The 26,140-nt window shown below is 58.1% G+C and carries 10 protein-coding genes; 6 read left to right on the forward strand and 4 right to left on the reverse strand.

Features of this window, described 5'->3' with window-relative positions; translation table 11 throughout:
• Position 1: 1 nt before the first annotated feature.
• The 4 genes from F8N49_RS04235 to F8N49_RS04250 form a co-directional block, all read right to left on the reverse strand.
• Entirely contained in the window at positions 2-322 is a 321-nt protein-coding gene (locus F8N49_RS04235) for a hypothetical protein (protein WP_151550880.1), read from the reverse strand.
• 3 nt (positions 323-325) lie between these two features.
• Complete coding sequence (locus F8N49_RS04240; protein ID WP_151550881.1) at positions 326-727, reverse strand: hypothetical protein; 402 nt, start codon at positions 725-727, stop codon at positions 326-328.
• Between the two features lie 132 nt (positions 728-859).
• Positions 860-1,198 carry an Imm45 family immunity protein gene (imm45, locus tag F8N49_RS04245; RefSeq protein WP_252876441.1) on the reverse strand — a complete coding sequence of 113 codons (339 nt, stop codon included), beginning with the start codon at positions 1,196-1,198 and terminating at the stop codon, positions 860-862.
• Positions 1,198-14,016: a hemagglutinin repeat-containing protein gene (locus F8N49_RS04250; protein ID WP_151550882.1), complete on the reverse strand. Its 12,819-nt coding sequence runs from the start codon at positions 14,014-14,016 to the stop codon at positions 1,198-1,200. Before F8N49_RS04250 ends, imm45 begins: the two co-directional genes overlap by 1 nt.
• 449 nt (positions 14,017-14,465) lie before the next feature.
• Between F8N49_RS04250 and F8N49_RS04255 the strand changes: the two genes are divergently transcribed.
• The 6 genes from F8N49_RS04255 to F8N49_RS04280 all read left to right on the forward strand — a co-directional run bounded on the left by F8N49_RS04255 (position 14,466) and on the right by F8N49_RS04280 (position 26,066).
• On the forward strand, positions 14,466-18,047 hold the full coding sequence (locus F8N49_RS04255) for a toxin VasX (protein ID WP_372241002.1): 3,582 nt from the start codon (positions 14,466-14,468) through the stop codon (positions 18,045-18,047).
• Positions 18,037-19,152, forward strand: a complete 1,116-nt coding sequence (locus F8N49_RS04260) for a SoxR reducing system RseC family protein (protein WP_256205772.1) — start codon at positions 18,037-18,039, stop codon at positions 19,150-19,152. Before F8N49_RS04255 ends, F8N49_RS04260 begins: the two co-directional genes overlap by 11 nt.
• Before the next feature lie 200 nt (positions 19,153-19,352).
• Positions 19,353-20,513: a hypothetical protein gene (locus F8N49_RS04265; RefSeq protein ID WP_256675395.1), complete on the forward strand. Its 1,161-nt coding sequence runs from the start codon at positions 19,353-19,355 to the stop codon at positions 20,511-20,513.
• Between the two features lie 77 nt (positions 20,514-20,590).
• Positions 20,591-21,835 carry an exonuclease SbcCD subunit D C-terminal domain-containing protein gene (locus F8N49_RS04270; protein WP_071172689.1) on the forward strand — a complete coding sequence of 415 codons (1,245 nt, stop codon included), beginning with the start codon at positions 20,591-20,593 and terminating at the stop codon, positions 21,833-21,835.
• Positions 21,832-25,473: an AAA family ATPase gene (locus F8N49_RS04275; RefSeq protein WP_151550884.1), complete on the forward strand. Its 3,642-nt coding sequence runs from the start codon at positions 21,832-21,834 to the stop codon at positions 25,471-25,473. Before F8N49_RS04270 ends, F8N49_RS04275 begins: the two co-directional genes overlap by 4 nt.
• Positions 25,470-26,066: a glutathione S-transferase gene (locus F8N49_RS04280; protein WP_110603686.1), complete on the forward strand. Its 597-nt coding sequence runs from the start codon at positions 25,470-25,472 to the stop codon at positions 26,064-26,066. The genes F8N49_RS04275 and F8N49_RS04280 overlap by 4 nt, the downstream gene beginning before the upstream one ends.
• Positions 26,067-26,140 lie beyond the last annotated feature (74 nt).

Raw genomic sequence — 26,140 nt, forward strand, 5'->3', positions numbered from 1 at the left:
TTTAGATTGTGTCGCGAGTTTGATAATCGAATTTCATCTTTACTTGTTCGCCTTCGCGAGAAGACAGGACAAAGCATGTCCAAGGCTCGCCACGCGCGACTGCGTTCTCGTGCAGTTTTTCTACAAGCGCATAGACCTTCGAATGATTGAAATCAGTTTCAGCGTCCCAAATTTCGGAGCCATGTATTTCGACGGCGAGGTCGGACTCCATATAATTCCCTCCCCATTCGACACTGTACCGGAACGCGTCATAACCATGAACGACGCCTGATTCGATCAATTGGAAAATTTCCTGGACGATTTTAATGTCCTCAGTGGTCAATCTTCATTTCCCGTGGAAGAACCCATTTACCCTACTCCGTTGAGAAAGAAATAGATTGCGCACGGTTTCCATGTCCGCCTGAACGGCTTTCAGCTCCTCGCCATCGGCTCCCGCCTCAACCAGACTCTCTGGGCTGCACTGTTCGTACGTAAGGGTCAAAATATCCAACATGTCTGATGCGTAAAGGCTGTCCCCCAACTTCAAACCATGTCGGCTACCTTCCATATAAATGGCGGTTTGCAAAATTGCGTTCGGGCCGGGTGCGTCTTTGCGCATCAAGCGTTCCAGCTCATCCTGAGCATAGGCAAAAGCTTGCTCCGGACGAAACCCAAGCTCCTCCATCGCATGAAAATACAGCCCTTTGGCCATGGCGTTGGCCTGATTGAACAAGCTTTCAACCCGCATTTCTGTTCCCCCGGCGATTCCACCTGCTATCCAAAAATGAGGGCAGATTTATTTCCTTAAATAACTCTGCTCGCCATTTCCATGTCCCATATCCGACTTCTTTCGCATTTCTGCGCTTCTTCTAAAGAATGTCTAGCGAGTTGTCAGCTCCGTTGGCACCTCTATCGAATCAAACAAATAAACATCTTCAACTGAGCAGTCTGGATATATCCATTTCTCCCAATTCGAAATAACCCACTCCCTTGAAATTCCGTGTTCATCGGATGCGCAGCTTTCCAATGGCAAGTGCACCAATACCAAGCCTGATTTATTCCCGGAAGCCACCACCAGTGAATGGCCAAAGCTATCATCTGGTATATCGACCACCATGAAATCCACTATTGACTCATACGGCCAACTGGCAGGCACCCGAAAAACTTGCCCCCTGGCAATAACGGAATCTGAGCATTCGACAAGTTTGATACTATTCATCACTTCATCCTCAAATCATGTTTACCCGAGTCATCTTTAGATTTAGGAACAGGTATCAAATCAAACTGCACCTCTCCTTGATGTTTCCCTCGGCTATTCACCTGTTCCAACCTACCGTGCTGACTGTCAACTGCGTAAAAATATCCATCGGATCCAGCATAAACATCTCTGCCATTCAATTTCGTCAGGAAATTGTCTTTAGGCCAACCCAGGGAATCGGCTAACTCCCTTGCTCTGGTTTTTACAATTGCGACTCGTTCACCTGAAGGGAGGGTAACCAAAGACTTCTCAAATTCCGACGCAGACTGCCCCCACGGCAGGCTATAAACGTTCCCCAACGAAGGGTTTTCTACGATAGGCGTCGTGTACGTACCGTCTCCCGTCTCAACGACAGGGCTTCCGCCCGTGTCGGTGGGCAAAGAGGGCTGCATCACGAAACCGCCGATGCTTACAGGATGCAGGGTGTCAGTATCTACGGCTGGATTCGTCAATATTCCATATTTTGGGTCCAGTAACGTGACCGGGAAGGTCGTACCCAGCATTAATGCCCACAATTCAGCCGAAATGGATAACTGCTGAGATCCGCTATAACCCGCCTCACCGGCAGACGCAACTAGCGCATTAACTGCATCTCGTGTGTTCTCCTGATTTTTTGTTCCGGCGGCAGCCGTAAGAAGCATTGTCCCTAACGCTGCAATTGCACCACCAGCCAAAGCCAAGGGCACAAAATTCAATCTTTCTGGATGAGGATCTTGCAAGCGCCTGAGCAGAACGAGCATGCCAAGAGCCTTGTCAGGATCGCTACCGGCAATTTGAGTAATGCGGTCTATCAACGCTTGAGTTTCGGGACTGTTATCACCATTGGTCATGTTTTTGATTGCAGCATTGACTGCGACCGCTCGAGCCCCCTCATTTTTACTATTTAACTGCCTTACAAAAACACGAAGAAGTGTGACCTGATCAGCAACCTCAAAACCCCGACCACTTAAGATGTTCACCGCACCAAAGAGCAGATCGGTCAGTGAGTTCAACGCCTCAAGACTATTTTCCCCGTACTTCTCGACATCCATTTTCCATTTTTCAAGCGTTTGTTTCGGATTCATCACCGCCTTGACTGAAGAGCTACTCACATATAGATCAGTACGGTGTTCCTCATCTCGAGTGACTTCGTAAGCCTGATTCAGATCTCGATTTAGGCCAAGCGTCGAGTCCTGCCCAGTATCCTTGTCATTACGTACTGTGATAGCGCCGGCACCCACGGTTGCCCGGAGGATCTGCTCGCGATCCTTTTCGTAGTTGTAACCCTCAACCGCCCAACTGGTACTCCCTTGGCCTTCCATACCCTTATTAGGCTTATCTGCCTGAGAACCGCTACTTGAGCCATAGCTACCACTTACATTCAAGTAGTAACCGTGTTCATTATCCTTCCCGGTGATATTACGAAACCCCAGCGTGTCGGTATCTAACTTCAGGTTCCCGTTCTCGGCGGACAAGACTGCCCCATCGATCTGAGTGTGCTTCTCGGTGCGTATATCCACCTTACTCTTGCCGCTGATTACAGTCTGACTTTCAACCCAATTAGTCTGACCTGTCGTTCGCCCGTAACCTACCGAACCGCTTGCTCCGTAGAAGGAACCTGTAATACTAAGATCGAGCTCCTTTCCATTGACCTTTCCAGTATCAGGCACAGAGATGACCGTTAGATCACGACCGACCTCACCAATTACTTCATCTGCGCGGAGTGTGGCACCGGCAATAGTGGTGTCACGGCCACTTTCAAAGTTCAGACTATTCCCTGCGTACAAATAGGCTTCTTGTTGATGAACACCATCGCGTTTCAGATTTCCTGTTCCGTAACTCGCACTTCCGTAGATTCCGAAGCCATCCTTCCCCGCAATCAGTCCTCCCTCGGCACCCCAGTTCCGACGGGTATTTTCGCTATTGGATACATTCTGGGCAGATAGGATTTTTAGATCGTTAGCGGCCTTGAGCGTGATATTCCGGTCGGCGTCAACCTCGGCGCCGACCAGAGTAAGGTCATTTTTGGCATCCAGTTTGACGCTACCACCTGCGTTAAGGCGGGTAACCGTGGACGTCCCCTGACTCGACTCGTCCTTCGCTCCGGAATTACTGACTCCCACACCAATTTTAAACCCGCCGGTCGTTCCGCCCTTGAGGCCGCCCTTGCTCTGCGTATTACTGCCGTCACTGCTATCATCGCCATGCGCAACATCGAACGTAATATTGCGCCCAGTAACATTGATATCGCGGCCCGCTTCGAACTGGCTGCCTCTCACATTGATGTCGTTGCCGGCGTCAAGAATAATGTCATTCCCCGCACCCAGACTGGATGGACGCTTCGTCAGGGAAGTATGTGTATTAGTTTGACTAGTGCTTGATGCCCCGAGGTGCCCATCAAATTTTGGGCCGCTGAAAAAATTATCCAGAGTATCAACACTTTTTAAAACACTTGACCCCTTGCTGACCCTATCTTCACCTTTGCCGGTACCTTTAAGTCCGTTGATCGTATTGCCGATATTATAAGCAATAGTTGTCGTAGTACCGTTGCGTTTTACGCTGTTTTGACGGGTAACTTCATTAGTTTCATCTGCCGCGTCAATATTGATATCTCGGCCGGCTTTCACCCTGATATCGTTATCCGCCAGCAGGCCAGACCCTTGCTGATTGATATCACGATCCGCATTAATTTTTACATCGTGCCCCGCTTTGATATAGCTGCCTGCCGCCGTTCGGGCGGTGCTATTGATACCTTCCTTGATCGTTTCATCACCCACGAACGTGGTAAAGCCATTACTATCAATATCCTGCTTGATACCGTAACTTTTATTCGTTTCCCAACTATTACTACGTTGTTGATTTGCTCCCGCAAGAATATTCACATCACGACCAGCATCCAACGACGCGTTTCGTTCGGCGTTGATTCCGCTTCCAATGATATTAATATCTCGTGCGGACTTCAGGCTCACATCGCGGCCTGCATTGACTTGGCTGCCAACACTCGTGGACGTCGCGACTTCACGCCCACCTTTGTGTGACGCAATCGCGGTTATATCAGCGCCGGCGCCAGGTGTGCCGGCAAAGAGGCCAATGGTGTCCTTGAGCGACAAGCCGATCTTTTTCTTGAATGCTTCTGCACGACTGAAGGCCTCATCCTCACCCGCCGCGAGACTGATATCGCCTGACTGATCAATCAATCCAGCATGCAGTTCGGCGTCGTTTTCGGCATTGACTACGCTGGCATTCATTCGCACATCGTGACCGGCTACGACCACTACGTCGTGCCCGGCCGCCATGGAACTTCCAATCTGAGTCACGTTTGTCTGGAGTTGACTGCTTCCGCTTTTCGACATACCAAACAACCCGGTTTTTGTCTTTTTGCTGTAAGCACCGCTCTCCTCGATACCGGCAAGCATCGCCACATCGTTGCTTGCACCCACGACCAGATCATTACCTGCCTTGAGTTGGCTGCCTATGATCGTTACGTTACGCCCCCCATTCAAACTGACGCTACCATCCTCTTCTTTGGTGGTATTGACTGTCAGATTTCGCCCAGCCTCAATCACCGAGGCAACGTTCTCGCTTTCATAACTTTCCGACTGAGTGGTTTTGCTTCGTCCGAACGAACCCTTTTTCTTCTTGTAGTAATAAGACGAACTCTCATCCTTCGCCGAAGCTACGGTGATGTCCTGCTCGGCATCGAGGCTGATGTCCTCGGTCGCTTTGATGCGGCTGGCAATGATGCCCAGGTCGTTGCCGGCGTTCAGCGCGATGTCGCGGCCGGCGTTCAACACTGATGATTGCTGCGTGATGCTATGGGTTTCGTTCGCGCGTTTTTTGCTGCGTGAAACGTAGTCGCTCTCGTCGGCGGCCGAGGTGATGACGATGTCGTTACCTGAGTCGACGCTGAGATCGCGCTTGGCATCCAGTCGACTGGCCACGATTGCCACGTCGCGATCGGCACTGATCGACAGATCCCGTCCGGACGTTACTTCGGCGCCGTGCTGAGTGATGGTCTGGTTTAGGAAGTTGCTGCCGCGCGAGTCGGTGCGGCGATCCTGGACCGAGGTGATGTTGACGTCGCGTCCGGCATCGAGCGCCATGTCCTGTCCGCTGCTCAGGACACCACCGATGTTGCTGATGTCGCGACCTGCGCCAATGTTGAGATCATTGGCGGCTTCGATCCGCGCGGCGTTGTTCAGTACGTCGCGATGCTGCAGCGTGCCGCCGTAACTGGAATCGTAGCCATACACGTCGCGTTGGTTGATCACATCGCCGCGAGTGGCGGTCAGGCTGACATCGCGCCCGGAAATAATGCCGCCACCGCTGTTGACGATATTGTTGCCGGCCTTGAGCGTCAGACGCTCGCCCGCCTCGATCAATCCTGTATTGGAGAGGTTGTTGCCGGCTTCGGCCGACAGGTTATTGGAGGCGCGAAGCGTGCCGGCGTTGGTCAGGTCCGTACCGGCAATCAGTGTTACGTCGCCGCCCTGGATGAGCGCACCGTTGGGTGCCAGGCGGTTATTGGCCTGGGCCAGATACAGCACCGGCACTAGCACTTTCTCGCCATTCACTTCGTGCTCTTCGAGCCAGACGATGTCGTGGGTCAGGGCTGCCACTTGCTGAGCGGTCAGAGTGACGCCGACGGACAGGTTCAGTTCATTCTTGCTGGCGACGGCGTTATTCATGAGGTACTTGAACATAGCCTCGTCGGAGGTCTGCCCATCGATGAAACGCTGGCCGGTACGGGCGACAACGGCTTGCTGCACCAGGCGCTGTTCGAACAAGCCGTCGCCCAGACGCTTGGCGCTGTTGTCGGGGTCATAGCCGAGTTTATCGAGCAGGTAGTCCGAGCTCATGAACTGCTTGAGCTCAGTGAGCGCCGGGTTGGTCTCGATCAGGTATTTGTGTGGATTGGAGCGCACGCTGGTGTCGGGCAGGCCCTGTACCCGCGGCACGTCGAACGAAACGTTGCCACGATTGGGCAGCAACACGCCGACCGGGCCATCCCCGGCGGCCGCGCTGACATTGATCAGCGTCGCCTGATCGTTGAGATTGAGCGATGGCCGGGCCGCCAATGCCAGTTCGCGGTTCTTGATCGATACAGGATCGCTACCGTCGAACTGAATATCCGTGGCCTTCCTCACTGGCATGCCGCCCGCATGACTTAAGGGCGCAACGGCGATGGAGCCGATTGTCCTCGACGGGCCAGATGCTAGTGTCGGATCGCTGCCGCCTTTACCGCTGAGTCGGAACAGACCGTTGTCGCCGGTTGGCAGCGTGAAGCCAGGCAGTGCCAGCGGGTTGACTTGTTGTTGAGCCAGATCTGGTGGCAACTGCGGGTTCAGAAAAACCACGGTAGGTTTGGCGGAGTTTTTCACCCCGGTGTCCGCGGTGCCTTTGACGGTGCCGCCGAAGTTTGTGTACGGGTTCAGATTGCCGTTGTTGATCGTGGTTTTAGCGTTGATTTCTACGGCCTGGCCGGCCTGGACGATAGAGGAAACGCTTGAGCCGCCGTTGGTGAAAATTCTGCGGTCTTCCTTGAGTTGACCAGCCAGAATGGACGCAGGAACGGCCACCTCAGGGCCCATACCGAACTTGGTATTAATCGCTGATGTTTTTTGTTTATCTAAATCGGTTTCTTCCCAATGAGTGCCACCTTTGTCGGGCTCGTGCACACTCTTCCCATAGCGGTACACGTTTTTCGAGTTTCTCAGGGCATAGGCGGTGAGCTCATTGTCATAGCCATACGCCAGACTTTCAGGCAAGTAAGAGAGCTTGAATATACGCGACCGAGTAAAGCTCCCCGATTGCAATCCCTGGTTCTCAAACGAATCGACATTCAACGTGATATTTTTTCCCGCTGAAACTGTCGAAGCGATATTTGCGAAATCGCCGACATCAGCCGTCATACTTCCTGCAACGGATACCGAGGACTGCGGGCCATTGATCGTGGACTGCGAATCGAAACTTTCGTTGACATAAAAGGTGTTGTTACGCCAATCGAAAGTGATGTCGCCAGAAACCAACTTCTCCTCGCCAATCACCCCTTCTGTCTTGTTATTGAAGCTATTGGCCGACAACGAAAAATCACCGTCGACATTGATCGAAGCCGCGAGGTTATTCACGCTGTTCGCACGGCCACCGCTCATGCCGGCAATTGTCAGATTGCCGATGCTGTAAACATCGCCCGTCTGGTTGGTGAAGTCATTGACCAGCAGGTTCATGTTGCCGCCGCTGAACAACAAGCCGTGATCGTTCACCAGGCTTGCAGTTCTGACGGTCAGATCCTGAGCGGCACCCAGCGTACCGGTGTTGCTGACGCTGCCCGCGTTGATCGTCATGCCGTAATTGGAAGTCAGTCTTCCGCCAGTGTTGTTCAGCAACCCGCCAATGTTGAACGTACCCAGGCCGCCACTGCCGATGCTGGCGAGACTGGTCAGGCCAAGTTGAGCCGCAGTGAAGGTCATATCGCCCAGACTGCTGACACGACCATTACCGCCGTAATTGCCGCTCAACTGAATATCAAGCCCGCCATCACTGGCAATCAACCCCTCGTTCGTCCAGTTCCCGCCACGCCCCACCAGCTGATTCGAAGCCAACAATTGCCCACTGGCCGTCTGCACGAAATTGCCGACATTCACCGTCAAGCGCCCCGCCTGAATCACGCTGCTGTTGGTCCAGCTGTCCGCGTTCAGGGTCAGGCCGCCACGGGTCACCAGTGAGCCGCCGGCGTTCATTACGTTGGTGGTGGAGATGCCGAATTCACCGAGGCCGACATGGGTCACTGTGCCGCCAGCGTTGAGCAAGCTCGGTGCAGCGAGGGAGAAGTCGGTGTTGGCGGTTTCCACCAGGCCGTTGCGGTTGTCGAACTGGCTGCCGATCTGGAAATCGGTTTTGCCGCTGCCGCCGAGGGCGCGCAGTTTGCCGCTCTGGTTGTTGAGGTTGGCGGCGCGAATCGCCAGGGTGCTGGCGCTTTCAATCAGGCCGCCGTTGTTGGCGAGATTACCGCCGAGGCCAATGTCGATGAGGCTGCCGCTGACCTGGCCGGCCGTGTTGTTCATCGAGCCGGCGATGACGTTCACCTGGCCGCGGGCATAGACGCCGCCGCCGCTGTTGTCGAGGTCGTTGCCGCCGGCATTGAGCAGGATGTCGCCGCTGTTGGCGGCGATGCGCCCGCCGTCGCTGTAGATGCCGCCCAGTGCGCGCAGGTCGAGGCGACTGCCTTCGATCTTGCCTGACTGGCCGTTGCGCAGGACACCGGTCAGACGGGTTTGCAGCAGACCTTTGAGGCTCGACAGCACGCCGCCTCGGCTGTCGAGGCTGGCGGCGGTGAGGTTCAGGTCGCCGTTCTGCGCAATGATCTTGCCGCCCTGGTTGTCGATTGCGCCGTTGCCCGTGTTGACGGTCAGCGCGGTCATGCTTTGCACCGCACCGTTAGCGTTGTTCAGTGCGGCTGCGGTGAGGGTGGCGTCGGCGGCGCTGCTGGAAATCAGGCCATCGCCGTCGTTGCGCAGCAGGCCGCTGGCGGTGAGATTCAGTTGGCTGCTGGCGGCGATGGTGCCGCGCTGGCTGTTGTTCAGATCGCCGCCGGTGAGCAGGCTCAGCAGGCTCTGGCTGATCATTTGGCCGCCACGGTTGTCGATGCTGGTCGAACGCGTCAGCACCAGCGGCCCAGTGCTGCCGAGCGCGCCGTTGACGTTGGTCAGCGCGCCGAGCAGGTCGAGGGTGACGCGATCATCGCCGACCAGACTGCCGCCGCTGTTGTTCAACGCGCCGCCGGTGAACGTCAGGGCTTTTTTCGCGCTCAGGTTACCCGAGGCATTGTTCAGGCTCGCCGCCCGGATATCGAGGGCGTCGGCACTTTTGATCAAACCACCGGAGGCGTTGTTGAGTTCGCCGCCGAGCACGGTCAGGGTTTGCTTGCCGTCGCTGGTCAGCGTGCCGGCGCTGTTGTTCAGGCTGGCGGCCTTGATGAAAAGCTCGCCCTTGCTGCCGACGCCTCCTTGGGTGTGGTTGATCAGCGCGCCGCTGAGGTCAATGCTGACATTGCCGAGCTGGCTGGAGATCGCGCCACCGAGGCTGTTATCGATAGTGCCGCCGGCCAGGGTCACGCCGGTCCAGCCTGAGATCAGGCCGCCGTTGTTCTTCAGCTCGGCTGCGGTGAGGGACAGTTGCTGATTGCTGATCAGATTGCCGCCGCGATTGTCCAGACTGTTGGCGCTAAGGCTGAAGCTGTTGACGCTGGAAACCTCACCTTTCTGGTTGTTCAGGTCACGCAGGGTGGCGATGCTCAGCACGCCTTTGCTGTTGATCACGCCGTCCTGGTTATTGAGGTCACGCAGATGCGCAATGCTCAGCGCGCCTTTGCTGCTGATCACCCCGCCCTGGTTGTTGAGGTCCTGCGCGGTGGCGCCGAGGTCGATGGCAAGGCCAGCGGCACCCACCAGCGTGCCCTCCTCGTTGTTCAGGCCGGTGCTGTTGAGGGTCAGTTGTTGCGCGGCGCGGATGCTGCCCTTGTTGTGGTTGTCGAGCAGGCCATCGACGGTCACCGAGATATCGCTGTCACTGAGCAATACGCCGCCATCGCTGTTGTCGAGACTGGCCGCGCGAACCTGCAACGCTGCTGCCGCGATCGTGCCTTTGATCGAGGTCAGGGCCTTGTCGAGGGTCAGGCTCAGTTTCTGATTGCTCAGCACTTGGCCGCCGCTGTTGTCCAGCGATTTGGCGATCAGTTCAAAGGCCTGCTCGCTGGAAATCTCGCCGCCACGGTTGTTCACCTCAGCGAGATTTTTCAGCAGCAACTGTCCCGGCGCATTGATTACCCCGCCCTGGTTGTTCAGCGCACCGCCATGCAGGTCGACGCTGACGCCGGCGTGGCTGCTGAACAGCTTGCCGCCCTGCTGATCGAGGCCCTGAACATCTGCGATCAGCGCATTGCCAGCGCCGAGGCTGCCAGCTGTGTTGGTCACTTTGCCGGCGCTCAACTCAAGCTGATCGGCGGCGTAAATGGTTGCCTGACTGTTATTGAGTTCGCCGGTAGTGATGTGCAGATTGCTTTTGCTGCTGATCACGCCTTTCTGCTGGTTGCCCAGCGCGCTGCTGGTGAGCGTCAACGCTGCATCGGTCAACAACTGGCCGCCCCGGTTGCTGACCGCACCGCGTGTGTCGACGCTGAGCGCTTTGGCGCTGGACAGCGTACCGCCATCGTTATTGAGGCTTTGCGCATCGATCGCCAGCGCACCTTCGCTGAACAGACTGCCCTGCGCGTTGTTCAGCTCGCCAGAGAGGGTAATCGCGAGGTCTTGTTGCGTGGTCAGGCGAGCGCTGTTTTCCAGACTTTTGCCGACCAGCGTCAGGCCGGTAGCGCCGGACAGCACGCCGTTGTTGCGGTTGATCACCTCGTTGACGGTCAACGCCAGATTGCCGCCCGCCAGCATGTAGCCGCTGTCGCTGTTGTCGAGCCAGGCACCGATCAGGCTCACGCCGGCCTTACTCGACAGTTCACCGCTGCGGTTATCGACACGGTCGACGACCAGTTGCAGCGCTTGGGTCGAACCGACCAGGCCCTCGCGACGGTTATCCAGACGCGCCGCCGTGAGCGTCAGGCCCTCGTCGGCGATGACCACGCCAGCCTGGTTGTCGAACAGATCAGTGACGGTGAAATCGACCGCGCCACGCCCACGAATCTCACCGCCGCTGTTGTCGAGGCTGGCGCTGCGCGCTTGGAGGCCAGCAGAGGCGATCAGGCCTTTCACGTTGCTCAGCGCACGGTCGATGACCAGGGTGAGTTTTTCATTGCTGAGCAGCTTGCCGCCGTCATTGTTCAGGCTTTGCGCGCTCAGATTCCAGGCTTTGGCAGCGGAGATTTCCCCGGCGCTGTTGTTCACATCCTTGAGATTTTTCAGCAGGAGTTGGTCCGGCGTATGAATGTTGCCGCGCTGGTTATCGAGCAGGCCATTGTTGAGGTCCAGGGTCAGATCGCCGTTGCTGAACAGCTCGCCGCCGTCCTGCTGCAGCGAGGTGACGGAAGCCTGCAGGGTTTTCTGGCTGCCGATGATGCCGCCGGAGTTATCCAGGTGCGCGGTGGTCAGCAGCAGCGTGCCGTCCGTGGCGAGGCTGCCGCCCTGCCGGTTCTTGAACTCACCGGTGGTCAGGGTCGAATCGGCCTTGGCACTGAGGATGCCGTCGTCGCTGTTATCGAGACTGCCGCTGGTGAAGGTCAGGCCCTTTTGCGAGGCGATCAGCCCGCCCTGATTCTGCACCCCGGCGACGCTGGTCAGTGCCATCGCTTCCAGGCTCGACAGCTTGCCCAGGCGATTGTCGAGGCTGCCGAGATTCAGGGTCATCTGCCCTTCACTGCTGATCAGGCCTTGCTGGTTGTCGAGGGCATTGTCGAACGTCAGGTCCAGTGTGTTCTGGCTGACGATCCGCCCGCCCACATTGCTCAAGCCGATGCCGCTGAGCGTCGCCGCGCCTTTGCTGAAAATCAGGCCATTGGTGGCGTTGATGATCTGCGCGACTTTCAGGCCCAGCGTGGTGTCGGACAGCACCTTGCCGCCCTCGCTGTTGTCCAGGCGTGCGCCATTGATATGCAGGTCGAGTTGACTGGAAAGCGTACTGGCGCGGTTGTCGATCTGGTCGACATTGACAGTCAGGGTCTTGAGCGACCCGACCAGGCTGTCCTGGCGGCTGTTGAGGGTTTTGCCGGTGAGTTTCAGATTGCCTTCGGCAACCAGTTCGCCCGTTTGCTGAGTCAGATTGTCGATGCTGGCGTCGATATCGCCCTTGCCGGAAATCCGTCCGGCATCGTTGGTGACATCCCGGGCTTTGAGGCTCAACAGTCCGGTCGAGGTCAGCAAACCGCCGTTGCTGTTGTTCAGCGTGCTGCCTTCGAAGGTCAGCGCTGCCTTGCTCTCGGCGCGGCCCTTGTCGCGGTTATCCAGATTATCGATCAGCAGCGTCGTCGCTTTGTCGGCGCGCAAAACACCCGCACGGTTGTCGGTGGTCGCGCTGCTGACGGTCAGGGTGTCGAGACCGGAAATCTTGCCGGCGCGGTTATCCAGGCGCGTGGCCTGCACGTCCATCGCACCGTTGACCTGGATCAGGCCCTTGTTCTGGTTGTTCAACTGGTCGCTGATGCGCGTGGTCAGCGTGCCTTCGCTGGTCAGCTGGCCTTGCTGGCTGTTGTCCAGTTGTTGCGCTTTGATCGCTACGGCCTGTTTCGCGCCGATCCGTCCGGTGCGATTGTTGATGGCGCCGAGGGCGGTGATGTCGAGCAAACGGCCAGCGGTGATCAGTCCGGCGACGTTGTCCAGCGAGGTGACCGTGAGCACTACGTCACTCTGGCTGCCAAGTTCACCGTTGCTGTTGATCAACTGACCGATGTTGCCGGTGAGTTTGCCATTGCTGGTGAGCGTGCCTTGATTGTTCAGCACCTGATTGGCAGTGAGGGTCAGGCTATTGTTGCCCAGCACTTTGCCGGCGTTGCGGTTGTCCAGCGTGCCGGCGGTGATGCTCGTGGTCTGGCCACTGAGCAGGCCATTCTGGTTGTTGAGGGTTTGCGCGGCGTTGACGGTCAGGTTGCGGCTGGCGCTGAGGCTCTTGCCACTGTTGCTCAGATTCTGTGCGCGAAGGCTCAAATCACCGTTGCTGTTACGGCTGCCGTCAGCATTGACGCCGGCTTCGATGGCGCCGGCATTGGTCAGTTGCCCACCGGCGCTGAGCACCACGCTGTCGCGGGCGGCGAGGGTCTGGCGGTTGGTCAGGTTGCCTTGGGTCTGTACGTTGAGCGATGTGCCGGCGTAAACCGGCGCTTGCGCGTCGAGGCTTGCGGCTTTGACGTTGACCGCGCCGGTAGCCGAGGTGTCGGCCAGGCTCAGTTGCCCGTTCGCATCAAGCTGAATATCGCCGCCGCTGGCGATCAGTTTGCCGTCGAGTTTCACCCCGACGCCGGCCTCGGTGCCGACCAGTTTGATCGCTCCGGCGTACATGCCGCCGAGGGCCGAGGAGTCGATGGCCAGTTGCGGTTTGGCGCTGCCGTCGTCGGCGCGGGCCGTGGCGTTGAGGGTGTCGGCGTTGACGTCGTTGCGACCGGCGACGATGGTCAGGTTCTGCGCTTGAATCTGCGCATTGATCTTGGCGCTGCGGGTGATGATTTCGAAACGGTCGATATTGGTCGCGTTGATGCCCGCGCCTTCGATAGCCACGCTGCCCTGATCGACCTGAAAGCGATCCAGCCGACCGTTTTCCAGCACTGGTTTACCGGTAGTCAGCGTCACCCGAGGTGCGTTGATGAAACCGCAGCCATTGCAGGTGATGCCATAGGGGTTGGCGACGATGACCCGCGCCGACTGCCCGGCCACTTCGGTGTAACCGCGCAACTGACTCGGGTTGCCGCTGATGACTTCGTTCAGAATCGCCTGCGCCGAACCGCTGTTCTTCAGATTCGGGTTGCCAATGACGTGGCCGCCCAGTTGCGTGTTCGAAGTTTGAGTCGCGCCGTTGTTGAGGATGACGCCTTGTGCGCCGACGTTGTAATCGTGGAACTGGTTGTGCGACACGCCACTGGCGTTGGGCGTGGCGATGTTGACGATCGGCACGCCGTTGCCGGCACGGTCCAGCGTGGTATTCGGGTTGGCCACGACGATGCCGTCGGCCTGCGCCCACAGCGGTTGCCAGAACATGACGTTGGCCAGCATGAACGCCAGTCCGCGCTTGGGCATGCCGAGGAACTCCTCGCGTTTGGCCACGACGGCAGAAGGCTGGCGAGCGAGGAATGCGTACTGGCGAACGTCCATGTAGAAGATCCTGCAACGGGCAATAATCGGTTTGATCAGGTGCCATGCTCGGCCGGACAGCAGCGCGGATGAGCGCAAAGCGTCGCTGGCATCCCTGCAATAGCGCACTAGTATCAAAATAGTGGCGCGATATTAGATGGCCACTATTTTGGCGTCAATTAATGGATGCGTCGAAAAATCGATTTCGATGAGCGGTACGGCTCAAATCCGTAGGCAATGAGCTTGTTAACGGATCTATTTATCAGCGTCGGTTTGCGAGCGCGGGTACGCCTTCAGGGTTACTCACGATTCATCCGAAGCAACATCTGTAAGATTTCAGTCGATCCCTCGTAAGTTTCATCCCGAGTGTTCGATTCCTACGCAAAACACAGAAAGATCTGACTGCTGTCGTTTTCCAGATACACGCACATTTCTCTGTCACAAACAGATACAGGGAAATGTGCTCAATGATGCACCCCGCCAACCTCGCGGCAGCCGCAGCGTCCAAAGCCCCGATCATCGGCCCCGCCGCCTGCCCCTTGCGCAACACCCACGTGCAACTGCTGCCCCTCGCGTACGGCCTTGTCGAAAAACCCTTCGATCCCAGCACCGAGCTCACGCTGCCGTACACCCTGACCACGCGCCCCATGGGCATCCGCCGCCTGCGCGATGGCTGGCTGTACATCGTCGACAGTCTCAGCGGTGAGCTGTACGAATATCGCGTGCTCGACGGCGTGATCAGCGCATTGCTGCATCGCGGCAAAAGCGTCAGCGAGGATCAGCGCAGCGCCATCGAAGAACGTCCGGCGTTGATCTTTTCGCGCAAAAGCACCCTCTACGTGACCTTCGCCGATGTGCAGTTGAGCGCGGCGAAATGCCGACAGGTGCTGGACAGCGCGGAGGAACGCGAGCACTTCATGCAGGCGGTCGATCTCGGCCCGGTGCATTGTCTGATCGGCGGCGAGCATCTGCTCACCGTGGCCCAGGCGAAACAGTGGCTGGCGGAAGTGGCCTGCACAGCGAAACCGCTGGCCGAGGCAGACGCCACGCGGATGCCGGCGGTGCAGGTCAGCGATGCGCCGGAGCACGAACGCGAACCTTATCTGTGGGAAAACCCGCGACGTTTTCGCGAGGCGCATATCGGCGAATTTCTTGGTCGGGTGCGCGGACCTTATCAGGACGACACGCTGTTTCTGCTGGTCAACGACGACCTCGGAGTGATGCGCGATCTGGCCGATTATCAGGACCTGGTGGTCGGCTGGATCGAGCAGTGGAGCAACACCGACAACAACGAGCGCGACTATCTGCTGGCCAGTTACATCGAGTCGCTGAGCCAGCTCGGCGCTCAGGATTTCGACACCCTGGCCAAGGCCAGCGACGATCCGCGCGCCCAGGCATTGTTCGCTGAACTGGAGCAATTGCCCGAGCCGGATCGGGAAAATACCCGGCAGGCGCTGCTCGAGTATTTGAACAAAGGTGGTGAGGTTGTCCCGACCGATACCCAGGCTCGACCTGAACTGCAGCAACAGCGCGAAAAGGCACTGGACGAGTCACTGGCGCTGAACCGTTTCGACGGCGTCGCCCCGGATTTCACCGCACATGCTCGCGTCACCGCCGAGGCGGATCGACGCTTTTATACCCGTGAATATTTTCTCGAAGTCGCCCCGGCCGACTTCGTCGAGCGCCACCTCAGCACACTGGTCGAGCTCGGCAAAGATCAGAGTCGGCGCATGAAAGACGTGCTCGACGGCCCGTTGCTCAGCGGCAAACGCGGCATCAATGACCTGATCGACCGTCCGGCCATGGACGAGGTGCTGAACAGTCATCGCGACAACCTCGGACGCTGGAATCGCCTGCTCGAACGCATCACCGCCGATCGCGCGCAACTGCTGTGCGCCGGGCGTTTCCATCGCTCGGCGTGGTATTTCGACGGCCAAGTGCAGATCGATCAGGCGCTCGCCAGCGAATACGCTTGCCTCAAGGACATCGGCCGTAGCGACGCGGCCAATGAGCAAATGCTCGGTTACCTCGAACAACACCCGCAACTGACCCGCCCGCTGTTTTACACCTTGCCGCTGCGCTTGCAGACCGAACAGGCCGGGCAATATTCAACGCTGTTCAACGCCGGCATGGCGATGTTCAACAACCTGCCGGACTGGCTGGCCAAATTGCAGAGCATCGAGCAGCCGCAGCTGCCGGCCCTCGACGATCTGCCCGCACACAGCCGCGTCCTCGCCGATGCGGTGCAGGACACCTACAGCCCGGCGCTGAACCTCGGCCTGAGCCGGGCGCTGGAAGGCTTCGATCTTGCCGGCGAGAAAATCCCCGACCTCGACGAACTGTTCCAGCGCCTGCCCAAAGCCCTGCGCCTGCGCGTCTTCGACGCCGCGCGAACCAGCGGCGTGACCTTCACTGTGTCCACTCCGGCGGAACAAGCGGCGCTGCAAGCCACGATCAAGGAAGTGCTGCGCGAACGCGACTACCTGAAAACCCTCAACCGCGAACGCAACCAGCTCACCCACAACAAAAACCGCCAGGGCCACAAAACCGCCCGGGCGGTGGAATTGCAGCAGGAAATCGTCCGCGTGCGCACGCAACTGGCGCTGTTCGAAGGCCGCCTCGCGGCAGCGTTAAGCCCGATTGATGAGGTGCCTGATCGCTCGGCGCGACTGTATGGCGCCACACCGGCGAAAGCGGGCGTGACGGTGGTGTTTCCGCCGGCGCAGCACCGGGAATTGCGCGGGTTGTTGGAGAATATTCGCGCGGGGGTGGCGGGGGTTTCGAAGGCGAGTCTGGTGCGGACGGAGGGGATGGGATTGTTGGTGGTGTTGGTGCAGGTGGTGAATTTGGTGGGGGTTTATCGGGAGCTGCGCAGGCAGGCTGTAAATGAAAGAGTGTGGACCTCGTTGATGAATTCAGTCGTTGCAACGGGAGCGGCGGGATTTAGTGCCGCACAAAGTCTTGCTGATACGGCGTTAAAAGTTCGCTGCGCTTCTCTAGTGGCAAGCGTTCAGCTCCATGCCTTGCAGACCGTGCACGTGCAGATGGGGAAATTGCATGTGGGATTGGGTTTTTTTACATATTTGTCAGGGTTGGCTTCTTCTACGAACAGTATTGTCACGCAACGCAAAAACTGGGAACAGGCGGTTCGCAGTGGAAATCATTCGGCGCAAAGCGCAGCTGCATTGGCGACGATGGGAGCTGGTGGCATGACATCAGTTAGTGGCTATGGTTTGACCAACACTGTCCACTCCACATTCAAGGTATTGAAGGCGTCAAGTAATGCCGCTCGTAGAGCTGCTTGGGCCGCTGCTGGCACACGTTTATCCACCGTCTTTTTCCGCTTCAATCTCGCTGGAGCACTTTTTACTGTTCTAGAGCTGGGGGGTAGCTTGCTGTACAGCCGCTACAACATCAGTGCTCACGATAAATGGTTGAAAATCACACCGTGGAGTAGGGATAGCGAGATGCGTGGCGACCACTCACTTGATGACTATCAAAGTTATCTGGCTTTTTTAATTCACGCACCTTACGCGCAGCTTGGCCCAAATCTGTACGACTCTTGGCTGAAGGATCTGTTATTCAAAGCCAAACCCAGCGATATTCACTTAGCATTGCCGACCCTAACGCTGAATGATCTGCTGCGTCCGTTTGGCGGCAACCCAACCTCGCGTTTAGGTATCGGCGCGCACCGCATTTCAATTCCGCTGCACAGTCGAGGAGCACCACGAGAGCAGCGAGATGTCATTAGTGACGAGATTTTAAGCAGCCTGCGCATCGTGAAGTCCAGCCCAGAAGGACTGATACTTTGTCTCCAGTATCCAGCGGGCCTCGGGTCGGAATTTGTTCCCGCGAAAGAAACGCTGGAATTGGCTGTGTGCGTTCAGACATTGAATAAAAAGGGTGAATGGGCATCTCGAACTCGCGTCATTCACCTCGATCCGCGTGGTGAGGGTCATTTTGGGGTTGTTACTCCCCAACAGGTCAAAGAAAAACCTCCAGTTTTGCTGGTTGAGGCTCACCTGTTAGAAAGAGCTGACCATGCTGAATAATCACGATGATCCATTAGCAACTCGCCCGCTTCGACAGCCTAGAAAGACCGGTGACATTGAGGCGTTTCCGAGCGGAAAAATTACCTATCTCGCGCCCTTGCCATTACCAACATCAATGCCAGCTTACGGTCGGCATATTGGTGAACTGAATGACGTTTATATGGATTTCGGTTTAGGGACACTGGAGGTTTTTTCTTGGCAAGTCATTTTAGGCGGACCATTCAGCGGCACATTAATGATCGCGTTCCTATATCCACTGATGGGAGGGTTTATAGGACTTCTGTTAGGTGATAGCTGGGAGTTCATTAAAGAAGTCATTGAGGGTATTTTTTTTGCCATTTACAAATTGGCTTTCTCAACGGGTTTAATTGCCTTGTTTATTGGCCTAGGCGTCTGGCACCACGTCCACAAAACCCGCGCCACCCTCATCCCAACCCGCTTCAACCGTCAACGCCGCGAAGTCTGCTTCATGCCCGAAGGCGCCACCGAACCTGTCTTCGTCCCATGGGAATCGCTGTCCGCCTGGATCATAGAAGCCAAGGGCGCCACCCAGTTCGGCATCCACCGCCAATACGGCATGGGCATCGGTTTCTACCAAGGTGAAACCCTCATAAGCCAGGAATTCCAATGCGCCGGCCTGGAGCTCGCGATCAGCCATTGGGAGGCGATTCGCGGTTACATGGAGTACGAAGTCAACGACCTCAAATCAATTCAGGATTTGCAGGATCTGCAAGGCCCGGACGACCCGCCCCACGAAGGCCTGCACACTTTTCGTAACGCCCGCGCGCGGATGCACCAGCAGATCCGTGACGGCCGCCGCTCGCGGTTGTCGGGATTTTTTTGGTACCTGTATCACGTCATGACTTTATGGACGATTCCCAATCGTCTGGTCGAATGGGAAGTGCGCCGTCTGGAAAGAATCGGCAAGCAGGCGCTGCCGGAAGTCATGCGTGCCTGGTCCGAGCCGCTGCCGAAAGAGCAATGGGCCAAGCCCAGTGAAGAGTTGTTGCGGCTGAGCGAACAAGTGCGGCGGATGCACAAGCGCCAGCCGCATCGGCCGATTACGCAGATTTTCGCTGAGGTTTGCAGGCGAGCTGAGTGCTGATGTTGAGCAGTTTTGTGGCCAGAGGGTGGGAGGTTTTTGCCTGTTTGAGCGCCTTCGCGAGCAGGCTCGCTCCCACAGAGGACCGCGTTGGACGCGGATGTTTCGGTTGATCTTGGACAAAGTGGGAGACCCTCGGGGTGGCGGCCATTTCTCAGTGGTTGCTACCGGGTCGGCCAAGGAAAACCCGATGGTTCTGCTGGTTGAAAATCAATACCTCGGAAGGGCTGACCATGCTGAATAATCACAATGAGCCTCTTGTTGATGCGCAATGTGAGGTGATCAGAAAAGCGGGCGATGTAGAGCCGTTTCCAAGCGGAAAGATCACCTATCTCGCACCGTTGCCACTGCCCACACCGATGCCCCCTTATGGCCCACATATCGGTGAGCTCAATGATGTTTACATGGAATTCGGGATAGGACCGCCGCAAGTGTTCATGTGGCAGGTAACAGTAGGGTTGCCCTTTAGTGCAACCTTCATGATCACGTGCCTTTTTCCCGCAATTGCTGGTTTTATGTTTTTTCTGGCAGGTTCGCGGTGGAATGACATATGCGGCGCCATCGAAGGAGTTTTCGATGCTTTGATTGGTACGGGCTCTTTGACCATTTTTTGTTGTTTGTGTATTAACCTGGGCGTCTGGCACCACGTCCACAAAAAACGCCTCTCCCTCATCCCAACCCGCTTCAACCGTCAACGCCGCGAAGTCTGTTTCATGCCCCAAGGCGCCGCCGAACCGGTCTTTATCCCGTGGGAGTCGCTCAGCGCCTGGATCATCGAAGCCAAAGGCGCCACCCAATTCGGCGTCCATCGCCAATACGGCATGGGCATCGGTTTTGATCACGGCGAAACCCTAACCAGCCTCGAATTCCAATGCGCCGGCCTGGAGCTCGCGATCAGCCACTGGGAAGCGATTCGCGGCTACATGGAGTACGAGGTCAACGACCTCAAATCGATCCAGGACCTGCAAGACCTGCAAGGCCCGGACGACCCACCCCACGAAGGCCTGCATACATTCCACAATGCCCGCGCGCGGATGCATCAGGAGATCCATGAAGGCCGCCGCTCGCGGTTGTCGGGGTTCTTCTGGTACCTGTATCACGTCATGACCTTATGGACGATTCCCAACCGTCTGCTCGAATGGGAAATTCGTCGGCTGGAAAGAATCGGCAAGCAGGCGCTGCCGGAAGTCATGCGCGAATGGTCCGAGCCATTGCCGAAAGAGCAATGGGCCAAGCCGAGCGAAGAGTTGTTGCGGATGAGCGAGCTGGTGCGGCAGATGCACAAGCGCTACCCGCATCGGCCGATTACCGAAATATTCGCCGCTGTCGGTGCAAGCAGACACACGACAAGGCAAGGGGCGTGATTTGCCAGTAAACTCCCCTCCTCTCGCCGCCCTTTGTTCCTCGCGGCCACCCTCTTGATCAAAATGCGGAGTCCACCTTGCGTCTGTTCCACACCTCCGACTGGCACCTTGGGCAAAACCTGCACGGCCAGGAGCGCGATTTCGAGCACGCGTGTTTTCTCGAATGGCTGCTGCGCCAGTTGCACTTGGCGCAGCCGGATGTGCTGCTGATTGCCGGGGACATCTTCGATACGGTCAATCCGCCGGTCAAAGCGCAGGAACGCCTCTACGATTTCATCGTCAGCGCTCACGAACAGCAGCCGCTGCTGACCATCGTGATGATTGCCGGCAACCATGATTCCGGCTCGCGGATCGAACTGCCGGCGCCGTTGATGCGGCGTTTGCGCACTCACGCGTTGGGACGGGTGCTGTGGCTGGATGACGGGCAACTCGATGCCGAGCGCCTGCTGCTGCCGCTACCGAATGCCCAGGGAGAAATCGCCGCGTGGTGCCTGGCGCTACCATTCTTGCGCCCGGCGGAAGTCACTGGCGCGCATCTGGGTGACAACTATCTGCGCGGCATCGGTCAGGTGCATGAATGGCTGATCGCGGCGGCGAATGCCAAGCGCCAGCCCGGGCAGGCGTTGATCGCTATCAGCCACGCGCACATGGCCGGGGGCTCGGTGTCGGAGGATTCCGAGCGCAGCCTGATCATCGGCAATGCCGAAGCGCTGCCCGCCAGCCTGTTCGGCGAAAGCATCAGCTATGTCGCCCTCGGCCATTTGCACAAGCCGCAGAAGGTCAACGGCGAGGAGCGCATTCGCTACAGCGGCTCGCCGATTCCGCTGTCGTTCTCCGAAATCGGTTATCAGCATCAGATTCTCGATGTGGTCCTCGACGGTGAAACACTGGTCAGCGTCGAGCCGAAACTGATCCCGCGCTCGGTCAATCTGCAGCGCATCGGCCCGGCGCCGCTGGCCGAGATTCTGCTGCAACTCGCCGATCTGCCGAACATCGATCTGCTCGCCGAAACTCAGCGCCAACCATGGCTGGAAGTGCGCGTACGTCTTGACGAGCCGCAGCCGGATCTGCGCCATCAAGTGGAAACCGCACTGCAGGGCAAAGCCGTGCGACTGGTGCGCATTGCCGCTGAATACGCCGGCAATCGTAACGCCGATGGCAGCGATGACGGCAGCACGCTGATCGAACTCGACCAGCTCACCCCGCAGGAACTGTTCAGCCGCGCCTGGCTCGACAATTACGGCAGCGAGGTCGACGAGCAGACGCTCAAGGACTTCGCCGAACTGCTGCAGGACGTGCAACTGGAGGGCGAGCAGCCATGAAAATTCTCGCCATTCGTTTGAAGAACCTGGCCTCGCTGGCCGGGCCGTTCGAGATTGATTTCACCGCTGAACCGCTGGCCAGCGCCGGCCTTTTCGCAATCACCGGCCCGACCGGCGCTGGCAAGAGCACGCTGCTTGATGCGTTGTGTCTGGCGCTGTTCGGCGCCGTGCCGCGCCTGAACAACACCGGTCGCGATGCCAAAGTCCCGGATGCTGACGGAGAGATCGCCACTGGCGACCCGCGCACCTTGCTGCGTCGTGGCACTGGTGAAGGCTATGCCGAAGTGGATTTTGTCGGCGTCGATGGCCGCCGCTATCGCGCGCGCTGGGAAGCCAATCGTGCTCGCGAGAAGGCTGGTGGCAAACTCCAGGCCAGTCGGCAGAGCCTGCGCGACATCGATCAGGATCAACTGCTCGCCAGCCAGAAAGGCGAATACAAAACCCAGCTGGAAGCCGCGCTGGGCCTGAACTTTGAACAGTTCACTCGCGCTGTGCTGCTGGCGCAGAGTGAGTTCAGCGCGTTCCTCAAGGCTGACGACAACGACCGCAGTGAACTGCTGGAAAAACTCACCGACACCGCGCTGTACACCCGCCTCGGCCGCCGCGCCTTCGACAAGACCAAAGAAGCCCGCGAAGCGCACAAGCTGTTGCAGGATCAGGCTACCGGTGTGACGCCTTTGGCGCCGGAAGCTCGTGCCGAACTCGACGAGCGTTTCAACACCGCGCAGCAACAGATGAAGGCGCAACAGGCGCAGCTCAAACAACTTGAGCAACAACACAGTTGGCTGAAGGATTTGCGTCAGTTGCAGGAAGCGCAGCAAGCGGCCAGCGAACAACTGCAAACCGCGCAACAGCAATGGCAGGCCCTGGCCGGCGAGCGGGTGAAACTGACGCGTCTGGAACAGCTTGGCCCGCAACGCCATCAGTTCGCGCGCAAGGCCGAGCTCGATGCGCTGCTGACACCACTGGCGGCGCAGATTGCCGCGCACACCCAACAACACGCGGCACTCGGGGAACGCCAGACGCAGCTGGAACAGAACCTCGACGCAGCAAAAGTCGCCCTGAGCGAAGCGCAACAACGCCAGAGCGAAAATGCGCCGTTGCTGCGTCAGGCGTTTGAAGAACAAAGCACCCTCGCCCGCCTGATCAAGGACACTGCCAGCAGCGCCGAAGCCCGACAAACCGCCGAGCAAGCGTTCAAGGATGGCCAGAGCGCGATTCAGGCCTTGCAGGAAAAACAGGCTGAGGTCGCCGAGCGTTTGCAACGCATCGCCACCGAGCTTGAGCAGAGTGCCCATCTGGCGCCGTTGAGCGATGCCTGGAGCGCCTATCGCGACCGTTTGCAACAGTTGATGCTGATCGGCAACCGCTTGAACAAGGGCCAGAGCGAACTGGCGTCGCTCGAACAGAACGCCGCGCACAGTGCTGAGCAACTGGCCTCGCACAAACAGCAACTGGAAGTGCTGTTCAAAGAGGCCGGCGCAGAGCCGGACGCAGTCGCCGAACAGATCGGCCTGCTCGGCACCTTGTTGCAGGACAACCGCAAGCAGCTACGCGCGATCGAAGACCTGTCGCGCCTGTGGGCGACTCGGCAGGATCTCGACAAGCGCAGCGCCGAGTTGCAACAACGTCAGCTCGACGCGCAGCAGCAACGTGAACGTCTAACCCAGGACGGTGTGAAAACCAAGGCCGAACTGACCGTCGCCGAGCAGACCCTCAGCGTCACTCGCGAGCTGCTTGAACGTCAGCGGCTGGCGCGCAGTGCCAGTGTCGAAGAGTTGCGCGCGCAGTTGCAGGACGATCAGCCCTGCCCGGTCTGCGGCAGCAACGAGCATCCCTATCACCAGCCCGAAGCGCTGTTGCAAAGCCTTGGCCGTCACGATGAAAGCGAACAGGCCAACGCCCAGCAAGTGGTCGATCAGCTCAAGGAAAAACTGATTGAGCTGCGCGGCGAAGTCGGTGGCGTGATCGCGCAACAGAAAGAATTGCTCCAGCAACAGGAACAACTCGCGGCGCAGCAACAAGCCCTGGCGCCGAGCCTCGACGCGCATCCGCTGGCCGCGCAACTGTTCAATCAGGACGCCGACAAACGCGACGCCTGGCTCAGCCGCCAGACCGAGCAGTTGAATCAGAGCATCACTCAGGACGAACAACGCCAAAGTGCGCTGCTCACCTTGCAACAGGACGCGGCGCGCTTGTCGCAACAATTGCGTCAGGCCGAGGTAGCGCATCAGCAAGCGGCGCAACAGCTGAGCCATCAGCAGCATGAACTCAACAGCGACCGTCAGCGCCTTGAAGAAGAACTCAGCGCGTTCGGCCCGCTGCTGCCCGCCGACACGCTCGAAGCCTTGCGCCTGGAGCCGGCGGCAACGTTCATGCAGCTGGACCGGCAGATCGCCGAACGTTTGACCCAGCTCGAACAGCAAAAGGAAGAGCTGAGCGAACAGCAGCAACGCCAGCAGACGTTGGAGAAAGAACAGGATCGCCAGCAGCTGCGCACTCAGCAGCTGCACAGTGCCGAACAGCAATTCACGGCGTTGACCGAGCAGCAGCAAAGCTGTCAGGAAAAACTCGCGCAGTTACTTGGCGAGCACAGCAACGCCGAGCATTGGCAGCAGCAGTTGGAACACGCGGTGGAACAGACGCGTAGCGCCGAAACCCGTACCGCTGAGGAGCTGCAAAGCGTGCGCACGCAGCTGGTGCAAATCGCTGCAGAGCTCAAGTCTCAGCAGGAACGCCTGCAAGCACTGCAAGCTGAAGACCAGGCACTCGCCGGCAAGATCGCCGATTGGCGCGCCAGCCATCCGGAACTGGATGACGGCGGCCTCGAAGACTTGCTGCGCTTCGACGACGGGCAAGTCGCCACGCTGCGCCAGACCCTTCAGCACAACGAAAAAGCCATCGAACAGGCGCAGGTCCTGTTGCAGGAGCGCGATCAGCGTCTGCTCGATCACCAGACCCGGCAGGACGGCAATCTTGATGCCCAACAGCTGGACAGCGCCCTCGCCGAGCTGCAAAACCAGTTCGCCGTCAGCGAGCAGCAGTGCGCCGAACTGCGCGCCGAACAGGCGGAAGACCAGCGCCGGCAGAACGCCAATCAGGCGCTGGCCCAGCAGATCGCCGACGCCTATGCCGAGTACCAGCGCTGGGCGCGACTCAGTGCCTTGATCGGCTCGGCCACCGGCGACATCTTCCGCAAGATCGCCCAGGCCTACAACCTCGACCTGCTGGTGCATCACGCCAACGCGCAGCTGCGCCAACTGGTCAAACGCTATCGCCTCAAACGCGGCGGCAGCATGCTCGGCCTGCTGGTGATGGACACGGAGATGGGCGACGAACTGCGTTCGGTGCATTCGCTTTCCGGCGGCGAGACGTTCCTCGTATCACTCGCCCTTGCGCTGGGTCTGGCCTCGATGGCGTCGAGCACGCTGAAAATCGAATCGCTGTTTATCGACGAAGGTTTCGGCAGCCTAGATCCGGAATCCTTGCAATTGGCGATGGACGCGCTCGATGGCTTGCAGGCGCAGGGACGCAAGGTGGCGGTGATTTCCCATGTGCAGGAAATGCACGAACGGATCCCGGTGCAGATTCAGGTGCGGCGCCAGGGCAATGGTTTGAGCACGCTGGAGGTGAAATGAACACGCTGTATTCCTTCCGCCGCTGCCCTTACGCGATGCGTGCGCGAATGGCCCTGCGTTATGCGGGCGTGCCGGTGGAGATCGTTGAGGTCAGCCTCAAGAACAAGCCGGCGGAAATGCTCGCGCTCTCGCCCAAGGGCACCGTGCCGGTGCTGAATGCCGATGGCGTGGTGATCGATGAGAGTCTGCAGATCATGCGCTGGGCGTTGGCGCAGAATGATCCGGATGATTGGTTGTTCAAGGATGATCCGGGAGCTGACGTCATCATGGACATGCTGATCGAGACGAACGATCAACGATTCAAGACTTCGTTGAACCACTACAAATACGCTGAGCGTTATCCAGAGCAACCGATGGAGGTCTATCGCATGCAGTGCGAGATGATCGCCCACTATCTGGATCTGACGCTCGCAGACCACGACTATTTGCTGGGTCACCGGCTCAGTCTCGCCGACATCGCCCTGCTGCCCTTCGTCCGGCAGTTCGCTCATGTTGATCGCGAGTGGTTCGCGCAGACGCCTTATGTTCGCTTGCAGGCCTGGTTGCAGCGCCTGCTCGAATCCGAACTGTTCACCTCGATCATGAAGAAGTAACCCTCTCTCCCTCTTGATCGTTCCCACGCTCCGCGTGGGAATGCAGCCGGGGACGCTCTGCGTCCCATTGGAAC

It is taken from the genome of Pseudomonas sp. GXM4 (assembly GCF_008923895.1).
Classification (GTDB): domain Bacteria; phylum Pseudomonadota; class Gammaproteobacteria; order Pseudomonadales; family Pseudomonadaceae; genus Aquipseudomonas; species Aquipseudomonas atacamensis.

Excerpts from the sequence above, each read along its gene's own strand:
- F8N49_RS04240 (WP_151550881.1), bottom strand. The coding sequence starts at position 727 with ATGCGGGTTGAAAGCTTGTTCAATCAGGCCAACGCCATGGCCAAAGGG.
- imm45 (WP_252876441.1), bottom strand. The coding sequence starts at position 1,198 with ATGAATAGTATCAAACTTGTCGAATGCTCAGATTCCGTTATTGCCAGG.
- F8N49_RS04250 (WP_151550882.1), bottom strand. The coding sequence starts at position 14,016 with ATGGACGTTCGCCAGTACGCATTCCTCGCTCGCCAGCCTTCTGCCGTC.
- F8N49_RS04255 (WP_372241002.1), top strand. The coding sequence starts at position 14,466 with ATGCACCCCGCCAACCTCGCGGCAGCCGCAGCGTCCAAAGCCCCGATC.
- F8N49_RS04260 (WP_256205772.1), top strand. The coding sequence starts at position 18,037 with ATGCTGAATAATCACGATGATCCATTAGCAACTCGCCCGCTTCGACAG.
- F8N49_RS04275 (WP_151550884.1), top strand. The coding sequence starts at position 21,832 with ATGAAAATTCTCGCCATTCGTTTGAAGAACCTGGCCTCGCTGGCCGGG.
- F8N49_RS04280 (WP_110603686.1), top strand. The coding sequence starts at position 25,470 with ATGAACACGCTGTATTCCTTCCGCCGCTGCCCTTACGCGATGCGTGCG.